We start from the raw sequence: 13,688 nt of genomic DNA on the forward strand, positions 1-13,688 counted from the left end.
ATGGTTGGACCGAAAATGCGATTCAACTGTCTCCTTCGCTGTCGCATCGTCGCTCTTTTTCCGAGGCTGATTTGTTCGAAACATTGACCCTTTCCGCGCTTCCGCCGGAAGATGAAGCGCTTCGTCCCGCCCTGCGCGCGCTGATCGCTGAAGCGATTGCGGACATGCCCATCCATCGGCGCGCCCGATCCTGGCAGGGGTTCGACGCTGCCTTCAGTCGGAAGCTGGGTCAGGCCGGTTATCTCGGCCTGTCGCTGCCGACCGAATATGGCGGTGTCGGTCGCGGCCCCTTCACGCGCTTCGTCGTCGTGGAAGAACTCCTGTCCGCGGGCGCCCCGGTCGCAGGCCACTGGATCGCCGATCGCCAGAGCGGTCCGCTGATCCGGCACTACGGCACGGAAGCGCAACGGCAATTCTACCTCCCCCGCATATCGAAGGGGGAGGCGCTGTTCTGCATCGGCATGAGCGAGCCAGGTTCCGGCTCCGATCTCGCCAGCGTCCGCAGCCGCGCCGACCGGCAGGATGACGGCGGCTGGCTGCTCAACGGCCAGAAAATCTGGACCACCAACGCGATGCACAGCGATTATATGATCGCGCTGGTCCGCACCTCGGGCACCAGCGGCGACCGGCAATCGGGTCTGTCGCAGATGATCGTCGATCTCAAACTGCCCGGCATCACCATCCGCCCGATCATCGACCTGACCGGCGACGCCCATTTCGCTGAAGTCTTTTTCGACAATGTCCGTCTCGCCCCCGACGCTTTGATCGGGGAAGAAGGGCAGGGATGGAGCCAAGTCACCGCCGAACTCGCCTTCGAACGCAGCGGACCCGAACGCATCTATTCATCGGTCGTCCTGATCGACGCCTGGGCCAGGCATCTCGACACGGTCGGTCGCAAGGACAGCGCCACCTTGCGCCTGCTAGGTTCCTTGACCGCCCAATTGGCGGTGCTGCGCGAAATGTCGCTGGCCGTCACCGCGCGGCTGGTGGCGGGCGAAAGCCCGGTCGTGGAAGCGTCGCTCATGAAGGACCTGGGAACCGGCTTCGAACAGGCGGTGCCGCAATGTATCGGTGACGATCTGGCGGCCCATCCGGATGAGGCGGTCGATGCCGAACTCTATCGGACCCTGCTCTACGTCACCCATATCGCGCCCAGCTTCTCGCTGCGGGGCGGCACGCGCGAAATCCTGCGCGGCATCATCGCCCGTGGCCTTGGGCTTCGTTAAGCGGCAAGAAGGAAGACCATCATGGACATGGCTGAACTGATCGATCCCTTCACCCGCCTGATCGAGGATGTCTGCACCCCCGCCGCCATCCGCGGGGTGGAGGAGGGCGGCGATAGCGCCCCCATGTGGCAGGCCTTTTCCGAATTGGGCTTTCTCGACGCACTCGTGGCGGAAGATGCCGGTGGCGCGGGCTTGTCACTGGCCGACGCCGCGCCGCTTATCGCGCTGCTGGGTCATTATGCGGTGCCGCTACCGGTGGGCGATACGATGATCGCGCGCGCGCTGCTTGCCGCTGCCGGGATCGAAGCGCCTGACGGGCCGATCGCCATCGTCACCGGCAAGGGGGCAGCGCCCTTCGCCGGGGTCGCCAGCCACATCCTGTCCGGCACGCCCGACGCGCCGGTGCTGACCCCCGCCGATGCCCAGCCAACCGGCGTGCGCCACGACACCGACGCCTTTATCCCTGACATCGACGGCACCGCCTTGCGGCCGATCGCCGCCATGGTGCGCGCCCTGCTGATCTCCGGCGCAGCAGGCCGCGTCATGGACATGACCATCGCCTACGCCAATGAACGCAGCCAGTTCGGCAAGCCCATCGGCAAGCAGCAGGCGGTGCAGCAACAGCTGGCGGTCCTTGCCGAACAGGCCGTCGCCGCGCGTATCGCCGCCGCCATCGGCGCACGATCCGGCCTGTCGCCGCGCCTGGCCGATGTCGCCATCGCCAAACATGGCGCCAGCGTCGCCGCCGTTCAGATTGCGGCGATCGCCCATGCGGTTCATGGTGCGATCGGCATCAGTGAGGAATATGACCTGCAATTGCTCACTCGCCGCCTGCACGGTTGGCGTCTGGCCGATGGGTCGGAAAGCTATTGGGCGGGGGTGCTGGGCGACCTGCGCGCCGCCGCGCTGTCCATGCCGACCGCCGATTTCATCCGGGCCGCCTGACCCGACAGGACGAGAGGATTAATTTCATGTCGACGCCCCGCCCGATATTCGATGGCCAGGAACGCAGCACCGGCTCGCTGGGTACGATGGATCTGATGAACCCGGCCACGGGCGACGTCATCGCCGTCATCCCCAAATGCGGGGAAGAGGAAGCGTTGGAAGCCGCCCGCCTGTCGGTGCAGGGCTTTGCGACCTGGTCCACCATGGCCGCCTTCGATCGCGCCAAGATCATGCGCCGGGCCGCCGACCTCATGCGCGCCGAGGCGGATGACGCCGCCGTCGAAATGACCCGCGAACAGGGCAAGCCGCTCGCGCAGGCCAAGGGCGAATGGCTGGGGTCGGCCGATCTGCTCGACTGGTATGCGGACGAGGGGCGTCGCGCCTATGGTCGGCTGATCCCCACCCGGGCGTCCGACATGCGCTGGGCGGTCCATCGCCGCCCGATCGGCCCGGTCGCGGCCTTCACGCCGTGGAATTTCCCTGCCTGGACGCCGATGCAGAAGATCGCCCCGGCACTGAGCGCGGGTTGTTCGATGGTGTTGAAGTGCGCGGAAGAAACGCCCAGCACCACCTGGCGCATCGCTCGGGCGCTACTGGCTGCCGGGCTGCCGCCCAAGGTTCTTACTATCCTCTGGGGCGACGCCCCCGCCATTTCGGCGGCCCTGTGCGCCGCGCCGGAAATTCACAAAGTCACGCTCACCGGCTCCACCCGCGTCGGTCGCATCCTCGCCAGTGCGGCGGGCCATCATCTGAAGAAGGTGACGATGGAGTTGGGCGGCCACAATCCGGTCATCGTCGCGCGCGACGCCGACCTAGCCACCGTCGTCCCGCTGGCCAGCGAGTTCAAGTTCCGCAACGCGGGCCAGGTCTGTGTCTCGCCCACCCGCTTCATCGTCGAACAGCCGCTCTACGCCGATTTCGTCGCGGGCGTGACCGAAGCTGCAAAACAGCTGCGCGTGGGCAATGGCATGGATGCCGACACGCAAATGGGACCGCTTGCTACCGCCGGTCAATTGTCCAAGATCGAAGCGCTCAGCGCCGACGCGGTGCAGCATGGCGCCACGCTGGAAACCGGCGGATCGCGGATCGGCAACAGCGGCTATTTCTTCGAGCCCACCATCCTGTCTGGCATGACGCCGGACATGCTGGCGATGAACGAGGAGCCGTTCGGCCCGCTGATGCTGATCATGCCGGTGCCCGATATCGATGCTGCGCTCGCCGAAGCCAACCGCTTGCCCTACGGCCTCGCCTCCTACGCCTTCACCAACGATATGCGGACCGAACGAAAGATCGTGGCGGAAATGCATGCGGGGATGCTGGGCATCAACCATTTCGCCATGGCGATGCCCGAAACGCCCTTTGGCGGCGTAGGCGACAGCGGCCTGGGGTCGGAAGGCGGAATCGAGGGGATGGACGCCTATCTCCGGCCGTTCCTGGTCAGCGCCAAGGTCGGATAAGGTCTCGCCACGCGCATTGATCAGTTGCTATCAACGGTTCGCCGGGTCGGCCTGATCAGCATAAAACCACGCGAAGCTGCCCTCGTCAGCCGAGCGGACGGAGCACAGAACCGATTTTCCACCCGAAAGCATATGCAGCCTGCCGGATTTAATTGAACGTAACCGTATAATGAAATAAGATGCGGCCAACCGTAGATGAATCAGGAGAGGTTCTCATGCTCGACCGTTCGCAACGCCGGACTTTGTCCGACATCCTCCAGCCCGTATCGGCGCCCCGTCAGCTGGATAATATCTTTACCGAGGATCAGCGCCGCCGCCTGCTCGATGTCGTCCACGATCAGGGCGAATGGAAACTGATCATCGCCCAGCATTTCGCCAATGCCGAAGAATTGATCGCCACCTTCGCAGGCGGGTTCCCCGAGGGGTTCGAGCCGACGCTCGACATGTTCCTGACGCCTACGTTCCGTGGCTTCTACGCCAATTATTCGACTGCGCTCTATCCGGAAGTGCATGACGTCTTCTACAATCAGACGTTCATCGACTATGCCAAATCCTACTGGAACGCGGACTATGCCAAGCCGCAGATGATGTTGTTCAACATCAATGGTCCCTGCGGCAACAATGATCCGGGCCATCTGGATTCGCCCAGCTTCCGCGGTATCCGCTACGAAAATTCGCCGACCTGGCTCTGCTCGATCATGGGGCGTTCGGGCTTGTTTCAGGATTATCTGATCAAGATGGCGCAGGTCATCACCTGGTTTAGCAATGATCCCGCCAGCGGCTTTACCTATTGGCCCAAGGGGCCGTTGGAAAAGCCCGAACGGCTCGCCTCGCCCATCTATAACCGTGGGGTTCTCGTCCAGAATGAGATGATGGTGCATCGGGGCGAAGCCAATGGTCCGCTCGAACGCCAGCGGCCTGCCGGTCTAGGCTTCGACAGTGTCTTCACGGGCGAGGCGGGCGATCGCGATGGGTGGATCGTCAAGACCGGCGATCAGGTCATCGAACGCTATCACACCGACGACCTGCGTTTCCTCGTCCACTGGTCGGCCGAAGTGTTCGAGGATTATGCCGAGTTGAAGAAGAATATGGACGGTTCGGACAATCTGACGCAGGATCGGGTTTTCGACACGCTGATCAAGGATGTGCGCGCGCGTGGCATCGCCATCGAAACGCCGACCAATCCGCTCCATGATCCGATCTTCATCAAGACTTTGAACGACGCCTATGATTATGGTGGACCGGCCGAATATCCGGTCGAGGCGCCGCGTGGCGGCGTCTATGCCGACGCCGCTTGATAGCTGAATTTTGGCGGCGGCGGCGTGGAAACGCTGCCGCCAAAATCGATATGGCCGGGCGGTCTCCCGCGTAAGCCACTAGGTTTGGCGTTATCCGCGCGCGTACGATGTGGCCACCCGCGAGCGCCCGCAGTTCAGTCCCATTGTCATACGCGTAACATTAATAGCGCACCTCCCAAAATTAAATCGAACGGTATCGATCCAATATTGACAGCGCTGCCATAGCTTGGGTAGGCGCGGTGAAACGGTGTGGCCGAGATCCGCTTAACGGGCCGGACCGATGGGGAGGATTATGAAGTATAATTTCGCGCGAGGTGCGTCTCTTTCTTTGGCTGCCGTGATGGCCGCCATGGGCATCCCGATGACCGCCAACGCTCAGGCCGCCGCGCCGCAGGGCGACGCGCTTGGCAGCGCGGAAATCATCGTCACCGCTTCAAAACGTGCAGAGCGCCTTCAGGACGTGACCCGCACGGTTGACGTGGTGCAGGGTGAAACGCTGCAAAAGCTGAACCTCAAGACGTTCAGCGATATCCAGCAGCTTTCGCCGGGCCTGAGCCTGAATGCCAAGGAGCCTTCGAACAATTCGGTGACGTTGCGCGGTGTCGGCTTCGACCCGCAGTCCGCATCGTCGCCGACCGTCGATATCTATTTCAACGAAACGCCGTTGGACACCAACAGCGCGTTCCGCGGCCTGTATGACGTCGGCCAGATCGAAGTGCTGCGCGGGCCGCAGGGCACGCTGCGCGGTCGCACATCGCCATCCGGCGCTATCACCATCGCGACGCGGAAAGCCGACCTTGAAAAGGTGGACGGCTATTTTCAGCAGACCCTGACCACGCAGGAAGGCATCAACTCGCAGGGCGCCGTCAGCGTGCCGGTGATCCAGGATGTGCTGGCCGTGCGCGTTGCTGGTCTGTTCGACCGTAATATCGGTCTGGGCGGCAAGAATATCAGTAACGGCATCGACGATAGCGACAAGACCGAAAGCGCCCGCATCAGCGTCGCGTTCCGGCCCGTGACCAACTTCACGGTGGATCTGACCTACCAGTATCTGAACAACCGCACCGTTTCGACACCGCTGCTCTTCACTCTGCCCGGTAACGTCACCGATCCGGTGCTGGAGCCGTCCGACCGCATCAGCAAAGCGACGGGCGCGGGGCATTATGACTATCGCGGCCATGTCGGCACGCTGTCCGCCAATTGGGATCTGGGCGCGGCGTCGATCAACTATATCGGGGGATATCAGGACATCGTTCAGGGCCGGGCAACCGATCTGGCCTATGGCGGCAGCGTGCGGGGCTATTCGCAGCCCCAGGCCTACGATACCGCATCGACGCAGCTTTCGCAGGAATTGCGCCTGACCTCTCAGGGCAAGCGTATGTGGAATTATCTGTTCGGCGTCTATTATGAGGATTCCGACAGCAAAACCACGCTGACCCAGCGGCAGGTTCTGCCTTTCGGCTTCGTTGCCGGCGCCACCCCGCCGCTCGACATCGCCGTGCTGAACGTAGGCGTCTCGATACCATCAAAGGTGAAGACGTACGCGGCCTTCACCGATCACCGCTTCCAGCTGACCGAAAAACTTCAGTTGCAGGCGGGTCTGCGGTATCAGGAAACCCATGTAAAGCGGGACTTCATTCAGACGCTGAGCGGTCCTTTGCTCGGCCCGGTGCCGATCGTGTCGTCCAACATCAGTCCCGAAAATCGCGATGTGACCTATCGTCAGCTGACGGGCGGGGCGAGCATCAAATATGATTTCAGTCGCGCGCTGACCGCCTATGCCAGCTACGGTCGCTCCTATCGTCCGGGCGGCGTGAACGCCGTGGCGGCGAAGCTTGATGAGGATATACTCGTCTTCCAGCCGGAAACCTCGAACAATTATGAGATCGGTTTGAAAGGCTCGCTCGCGGACCGACGGGTAACCTTCGCCCTGGCCGTCTATCAGCAGGATTTCAAAAATTATCTGGCTTATACCGGGTCTTTCCTGTCGGTTTCGACCGGCAAGGATGGCGTGGCCGACAATAATGCCGCGCTTACTTTCAACGCTGACGCTCAGGTCCGCGGTATCGAAGGCAGCATTTCCGGCAAGGTCACAGACAGGTTCCAGCTAGGCTTGAGCGCCACTTATAACGACGCCAAATTCAAGAATGCGCTGGCCCCCTGTAACGATTATAATGGCGATGGCGTCCCGGACTCGGTCGGCACGCCCAACGTGCCGATCGGCCAGAACGTCGCGCAATGCCGCCTGTCGGGTCGCTTGAGCGATCAGGCCAAATGGGGGGTGAGCGTGAACGCTGAATATAGCATCCCGGTCAGCGGCGATCGCGAGTTGTTCGTACGTGGGCTGGCCAGCTACGTGCCCAAGCGCAGCGACCCGTTCCAGAACGTCTCGTATGACGATCTGCTCAACAACAGCGTCTTCATTGGCTTCCGTGGTCCGAACAACGCCTATGAATTTTCTGTATTCGGCAAGAACCTCGCCAATGTCGCTACTTTGACGACGCGCGGCGCAGCGCAGGTCGATTATAGCACCTTCAATTCGGGCTATGCGGTGGGTACGCCGGTTCGTCCCCGCGAGTTCGGCATTATCGGGCGGGTGAACTTCTGATGACCCATCTGCGCAAGCTGCTCGTCCTGTCGTTTCTGGCCAGTGTCGCATGTCCGGCATTGGCTCAGCAAAAGACGGCCGCCTCTCCGGACAAGCGCGCGGACGAGGCACTTGCGCAGATGACCGCAGACGAGAAGCTCCAGCTTCTCAGCGGTCCCATGACCCAATTTTTGGCCCCTGCCAAAAGGCCGGCCGGTGTACCGGTGAGCGCGGGATATATCGAGGGCATCCCTCGCCTCGGCGTGCCGATGCTGGTCGAAAGCGATGCCAGCCTGGGCGTGTCGAACCTGATGGACATGCGCAAGGGGGACGTGGCGACGGCGCTCCCCTCCGGCCTTGCGCTGGCGGCCAGCTGGGACGTGGGCATCGCCCACAAGGGCGGCGTGATGATCGGCAGCGAGGCGCGGGCCAAAGGCTTCAACGTCATGCTGGTGGGTGGCGTGAACCTGGTCCGCGACCCGCGCGCGGGCCGCAACTTCGAATATCTGGGCGAAGACCCTCTGCTGGCCGGTACGCTGGTGGGTAGTCAGATCGATGGCGTCCAGTCCAACAACATCATCGGCACGATCAAGCATTTCGCGCTGAACAATCAGGAAACCGGCCGCAACGTCGCCTCGGTCGAAATGGACGAAGCAGCGATGCGCGAAAGCGACCTGCTGGCGTTCCAGATCGGTATCGAAAAGGGGAAACCCGGATCGGTGATGTGCGCCTATAATCGGGTCGGGGGCATCTATGCCTGCGAACAGCCCTTCCTGCTCAACGACGTCTTACGCCGGGACTGGGGTTTCAAAGGCTTCGTAATGTCCGACTGGGGCGCTGTCCATTCGACCAAGGCCATTCTTGCGGGCCTTGATCAGCAGTCGGGCTATCAGCTGGACGGCAAGCGCTATTTCGGCCTGCTGATGCAGCAGGCGGTCGCCGATGGCAGCGTGCCGCAGGCCGCCGTCGATATGGCGGCGCGTCGGATTTTGCGCACAATCTATGCCCATGGCGTGGCGGATCATCCGCTGACCTCCGGCACGACCATCGACTATGATGCCGATGCAGCCGTCGCGCAGCGTGCGGCGGAAGCCGGCATCGTCCTGCTGCGCAATGAGGGCGGCATCCTGCCGCTGGCCGCCAGCGTGAAAACCATCGCGGTCATTGGCGGCAATGCCGATATCGGCGTGCCCAGCGGCGGCGGGTCCAGCCAGGTAGCCCCTGTTGGCGGCCTCAAGCGCGTCGTGCCAGGCGCCGCCAGCGGTCCCGCAGCCGCCTTCGCCAAGCGCGGCTATGGCGGGGTGGCGCCGCTCGCCGCATTGCAGGCCGAATTGCCGAATGCGCAAATTCGCTATCTGGACGGCAAAGATGTGACGGCGGCCATCGCCGCGGCAAAGGCCGCCGACATGGTCATCGTATTTGCTGAAAAATATGCCGCCGAAGCCATCGACCATGCCGACATTATGCTGGGCGAGGGGCAGGATGCGCTGATCGACGCCGTCGCCAGCGCCAATGGCAAAACGGTCGTCGTGCTGGAAACGGGCAATCCCGTGGTGATGCCATGGCTGAACAAAGTGCCAGCTGTCCTGTCTGCCTGGTATGGCGGCCAGCGCGGCGGGGTTGCGATCGCCCGGGTATTGACCGGCGCGGTCAATCCATCGGGGCATTTGCCCGTGACTTTCCCGGCTTCGGTCGATCAACTGCCCAACCCGGTGTTGCCGGGGTCCGATGCGCCAGCAGCCGACAAGGAGACGCGGGCCGTCTATGGCCTTCAAGCCGGGACCAAGCCGTTCGACATCCATTATCCCGAAGGGTCCGATGCGGGCTATCGCTGGTTCGATCGCAAAGGGTTGAAGCCGCTTTATCCGTTCGGCCATGGGCTTAGCTACACCAGCTTTGCCTATTCCGGACTGACGGTGAAGGGCGGCAAGGCGCTCACCATCAAGTTTAAAGTCACCAATAGCGGCAACCGCGCGGGCGCGGACGTGCCGCAGATTTATGTCGTGCGAGCGGGCAATGCCAAGCGGCTGATCGGCTGGGGCAAACCTGATCTGCAGCCTGGAGAAACCGGCGAAGTCAGCGTGACGGCAGACCCGCGGCTGCTGGCTGATTTCGATACAAAGGCACAACGGTGGGTGATAACACCGCAGCAGGTGCGGATCGAGGTTGCAACCTCTGCTACAGACCCGGTGCTGACCGCGACGACCCGCCTGAAGGCCCAGACCATAAAGCCCTGAACGGCTAACGACATCAAGAGGACCATATCGTCATGCCGCACCGCAGATTTTTGGGAGGGGCATGTGTCCTGGCCCTGTGCCTTTCGTCGCTCCCCGCCTTTGCCCAGACGCTGGAGCAGCGTTTCGAGGCGCCATCGAAAGAGGCGCGCCCGCGGGTACGCTGGTGGTGGCCGGGGGCGGCGGTAAGCGATGAGGAACTGCGTCGCGAGGTGCAACTGCTGGACGCGCAGGGTTTTGGCGGCGCGGAAATCCAGTCCTTCACGCCCAATTTCGTGACTCTGACGCCCGAGGAGCGGGCCGTCGTCAACGATTATGCGGAACCCCGCTTTTTTAATTCCGTGCGCGTGGCGGGGGAGGCGGCCAAGGCGGCTGGCCTGACGCTCGATTATACGCTGGGGTCATCCTGGCCGTCGGGCGGCGGCTTTGCCATCACCCCTGAAAAGGCGTTCGTAGAACTGGCGATGGCGCGCACGGCGGTACAGGGCGGGCAGGCCGGGCCGATCAAGGTGGCAATCCCGTCGCGGACCAGGCGGCTGGGCGCGCTCAGTATGTTGGATGCACGGGTGAAAGACCCCGCGGTCGCCGATTGGGGCAAACGGCTCGCCGACCGGGCGCATATCGTGGCCGTCGTCGCGGTAAAGGGGCAGGCGCCGCAACTGGTTCCGGTCGGACCGACGGCGGGCTTCAAACTCTATCCCTGGGACGATGTGGTGACCCCGGGCGCGCTCGACATGCAGAGCCGGGTCGTGCTGACCGACCGCTTGAAGGATGACGGCACGCTGGACTGGACCCCGCCGCCGGGCGACTGGCAGGTGTTCGTATATAAGCAATATGCCTCCGACGTTGGCGTGCTGGGCGCGGCGGGCAAGGGGCCGCAACTGATCCTGGATCATATGAAGCCCGAGGCATTTGCCGCCCATGCCGCGCGCGTCGGCGATCCGCTGGGGGACAAGCCGGTTGCGATGCGATCGACCTTCGTCGACAGCTTGGAACTGATGCAGGATCTGCCGTGGAGCGACGCGTTCCTGGCGCAATTTCGCAAACGGCGCGGCTACGAGCTGACACCCTATCTGCCCCTCGTCCTCCAGCCCGGCTGGATGCAGGCCTGGGGCGAACATTATTCACCGCCCTATTTCGATGCGTCGGGCAGCGACGTGGGCGACAGGGTGCGTGCCGACTATCGCCGGACCATATCCGACATGATGTTCGACGGCTTCCTCAAGCCTTTCGTCGCGTGGAACCACAGTAAAGGGCTAAAGGCCAAGTTCCAGGCGCATGGCGGCGCGATCGATATCCTTCGCGGCTATGGCATCGCCGACATCCCCGAAACCGAGGATCTGGTGCATGATGGCGATCCCATCTTCATGCGCTTCGCCCGATCGGCGGCCAACCTTTACGGTCGGCCGATCGTGTCGGCGGAAAGCCTGGTGTGGAAGAACCGCCCCTATGAAGTGACGCCGGACGAGATGCGCCGCCGGGTCGATCTGATCCTGTCGGGCGGGGTCAATTCGATGATCCTGCACGGGCTGGACTATCGCTTCCACGCGGAGGACTGGCCGGGCTGGCACGCCTTTTCGCCCAGCCCCTACGCGCTGGGTTTCAGCACGATGTTCACCGAAACCAACCCGATCTGGCCCGCGGTCAAGCCGCTCGCCGCCTATATCGGCCGGTTGCAAGCCGTGTTGCAGGCTGGGACAAACATTGTGCCGGTCGCCTATTTCTATGGCCAGACCGGCTATTATGTCGGCATCGAGGATAAGGGCGCTGGCGCCCAGGCGGCGGAAAAGGCGTTTCTGGCGGCGGGCTATGATTTCGACCGGATCAATCCCGATTCCATCGCCAATGCCAGCGTCGTGGCGAAGCAGCTGGTCGCCGCCAGCGGCTATCGCTATCCGGTGCTGGTGCTGCCCCCGCTGGAGGGCATTCGCGCTGAAACGGCCGAATCCATCGCCAAATATGCGAGGGCCGGCCTGCCGATATTCTTTGCCGATCGTGCGCCCGACAGAGACGAAGGGCTGGCCGATGCCGCACGTCGCGATGCGCGGGTCAGGCGCGCCATTGCGTCGGCCCTGCGCGCAGGCGCAAAGATCGTGCCCGCAGCGCAGGTGCCGCAAGCGCTGCGCAATGCAGGCATAACGGCAAATCTGACCTTCACCGGCCCGGATGCGTCGAACCTCTATTATGTCCAGCGCCTCCTGGATGGCCGTACCATCACCTTCCTCTATAATCGCGGCGATCAGGCCCGCGACGCCAGCCTCGTGCTGCCCGCGATGGGCGGCGTTGAGCGCTGGAATGCAATGGGCGGGGGCAAAACGCCCGTCAGCACGAGTGCGGATGGCAGGGGCACGCGGATCACTCTGGCCCTCGCTCCGGGCGAAAGCGCACTGCTGGTCCAGGATCCCAAAAGCCCGCTGGCAAGTATGACGACACCCCAACCCGTTGCCCGGCTCGCCATCCCCTCCGATGGCTGGTCGCTCAAGGTCGATGGCCATGTCCTGCGCAAGGCCTTCGCCAGTGATATGGGCACTGCCACCCTGAAAGACTGGCGCGACGTGCGCGGACTGGAGAATTTTTCGGGCACCGCCACCTATCGTCGGGCGATCACCGTTGATCCGGCCTGGCTGCAACAGGGCAAGCACGTCACGCTCGATCTGGGCGCCGTGCATGATATCGCAACGGTCAGCGTGAACGGCACGACGCTGCCGACGTTGATCACCGCGCCTTTTCGTGTGGACCTGACCGGTACGCTCAAGCCCGGCGCCAACGATCTGGTCGTCACCATCGCCAATACGCCGCAAAATGCGATGCTGGATGCCAAGGCACCCGGCTTTAAGATGTTGAAGCCCGTGCCAGCGGGCTGGGTCGGGCCAGTGGCGCTGGAGGCTGGAAGATGATCGCGCGGAAGGCTGTTCTTGCGATTGCGGCCGGTGCGGTTCTGGCCCTGTCCGGCGCGGTGCAGGGCGCAAGCGACGATCTGTCCTATGTGAACCCGGAACTGCGGCAGGTCGCCCGCGGCATAGCCCGTGCGCAGGCAGCGGCAGAAGGATCTCTCGCCCTGTCCCGGCCCCCGGCATCTTTCCCGCTGCTTCCGTCGGGGATCGTGGAACGCCAGGTTCCGGGCATGGCGGGGCAGCCGCCCGTCACCGTCTATATTGTCGATCCGGGACAACCCGGCGCGGCGCGGCGCGGCGCCATCCTGTTCATCCACGGCGGCGGCTTCATCGCAGGGGACGCCCGCGAATCGCTGCGGATGCTCCAGGGGATGGCCACGCGGCTCGATTGTGTAATCGTCAGCGTGCAATATCGGATCGCACCGGCAACCCGCTTCCCCGGATCGCTTGAAGACAATTACGCGGCCCTGAAATGGCTGCATGATGATGCCGCGACGCTGGGTGTCGATCCCGCAAGAATCGCGGTCGTGGGCGAAAGCGCTGGTGGCGGTCATGCCGCCATGCTGACCATCGCCGCCAGGGACAGGGGCGAAATCCCCATCGCCTTTCAGGCGCTGATCTATCCGATGCTGGACGATCGAACCGGGTCGAGCCGCCCGGTTATCCCAACGATCGGCACGCTGGTCTGGCGGCCCGCCGACAATCGCAAGGGATGGAGCGCGCTTCTGGGCCAGCCAGCAGGACAAAGGCGCGTGCCGAACGGATCGGTGCCCGCCCGTGTGGCCGACCTGTCGCGCCTGCCGCCGACCTGGATCGGGGTTGGATCGATCGACCTGTTCGCGCAGGAAGATATCGACTTTGCCGGACGCCTGGTAGGGGCTGGCGTGCCGACCGAATTGCTGGTCGTCCCCGGCGCATTTCACGGCTTTCAGATGATCATGCCCAAGGCCGCGATATCCCAACAATTTAATGGCGCGCTGGAGGCTGCCTTGGCCCGCGCACTGTCCCCGGAGAAGAAGCCATGACCCTTCGCGCTACGTTTGTCGC

Annotated in this window: 8 protein-coding genes; all 8 read left to right on the top strand. The window is 63.2% G+C overall.

The window, feature by feature from the left end; genetic code table 11:
* Positions 1 to 71 precede the first annotated feature (71 nt).
* The 8 genes from U5A89_RS04885 to U5A89_RS04920 all read left to right on the top strand — a co-directional run bounded on the left by U5A89_RS04885 (position 72) and on the right by U5A89_RS04920 (position 13,666).
* Complete coding sequence (locus tag U5A89_RS04885) at positions 72 to 1,226, top strand: acyl-CoA dehydrogenase family protein (protein WP_338160036.1); 1,155 nt, start codon at positions 72 to 74, stop codon at positions 1,224 to 1,226.
* Between the two features lie 21 nt (positions 1,227 to 1,247).
* Positions 1,248 to 2,171: an acyl-CoA dehydrogenase family protein gene (locus U5A89_RS04890; protein ID WP_338160037.1), complete on the top strand. Its 924-nt coding sequence runs from the start codon at positions 1,248 to 1,250 to the stop codon at positions 2,169 to 2,171.
* A gap of 26 nt (positions 2,172 to 2,197) precedes the next feature.
* Positions 2,198 to 3,628 (top strand): NAD-dependent succinate-semialdehyde dehydrogenase, encoded by a 1,431-nt coding sequence (locus U5A89_RS04895; protein ID WP_338160038.1) that lies wholly within the window; start codon positions 2,198 to 2,200, stop codon positions 3,626 to 3,628.
* 215 nt (positions 3,629 to 3,843) lie between these two features.
* Complete coding sequence (locus tag U5A89_RS04900) at positions 3,844 to 4,926, top strand: hypothetical protein (protein WP_338160039.1); 1,083 nt, start codon at positions 3,844 to 3,846, stop codon at positions 4,924 to 4,926.
* 340 nt (positions 4,927 to 5,266) lie between these two features.
* Positions 5,267 to 7,534: a TonB-dependent receptor gene (locus U5A89_RS04905; protein WP_338160040.1), complete on the top strand. Its 2,268-nt coding sequence runs from the start codon at positions 5,267 to 5,269 to the stop codon at positions 7,532 to 7,534.
* A complete protein-coding gene (locus tag U5A89_RS04910; RefSeq protein WP_338160041.1) occupies positions 7,534 to 9,750 on the top strand; it encodes a glycoside hydrolase family 3 C-terminal domain-containing protein in 2,217 nt (738 codons plus the stop codon). Before U5A89_RS04905 ends, U5A89_RS04910 begins: the two co-directional genes overlap by 1 nt.
* Before the next feature lie 32 nt (positions 9,751 to 9,782).
* On the top strand, positions 9,783 to 12,644 hold the full coding sequence (locus tag U5A89_RS04915; RefSeq protein ID WP_338160042.1) for a glycosyl hydrolase: 2,862 nt from the start codon (positions 9,783 to 9,785) through the stop codon (positions 12,642 to 12,644).
* Complete coding sequence (locus U5A89_RS04920) at positions 12,641 to 13,666, top strand: alpha/beta hydrolase (protein ID WP_338160043.1); 1,026 nt, start codon at positions 12,641 to 12,643, stop codon at positions 13,664 to 13,666. Before U5A89_RS04915 ends, U5A89_RS04920 begins: the two co-directional genes overlap by 4 nt.
* Positions 13,667 to 13,688 lie beyond the last annotated feature (22 nt).

Source organism: Sphingobium sp. HWE2-09, from assembly GCF_035989265.1.
Taxonomy (GTDB): Bacteria; Pseudomonadota; Alphaproteobacteria; order Sphingomonadales; family Sphingomonadaceae; genus Sphingobium.

Coding starts and splice junctions, on each gene's coding strand:
- U5A89_RS04890 (WP_338160037.1), top strand. CDS start 1,248: ATGGACATGGCTGAACTGATCGATCCCTTCACCCGCCTGATCGAGGAT.
- U5A89_RS04895 (WP_338160038.1), top strand. CDS start 2,198: ATGTCGACGCCCCGCCCGATATTCGATGGCCAGGAACGCAGCACCGGC.
- U5A89_RS04900 (WP_338160039.1), top strand. CDS start 3,844: ATGCTCGACCGTTCGCAACGCCGGACTTTGTCCGACATCCTCCAGCCC.
- U5A89_RS04905 (WP_338160040.1), top strand. CDS start 5,267: ATGGCCGCCATGGGCATCCCGATGACCGCCAACGCTCAGGCCGCCGCG.
- U5A89_RS04910 (WP_338160041.1), top strand. CDS start 7,534: ATGACCCATCTGCGCAAGCTGCTCGTCCTGTCGTTTCTGGCCAGTGTC.
- U5A89_RS04915 (WP_338160042.1), top strand. CDS start 9,783: ATGCCGCACCGCAGATTTTTGGGAGGGGCATGTGTCCTGGCCCTGTGC.
- U5A89_RS04920 (WP_338160043.1), top strand. CDS start 12,641: ATGATCGCGCGGAAGGCTGTTCTTGCGATTGCGGCCGGTGCGGTTCTG.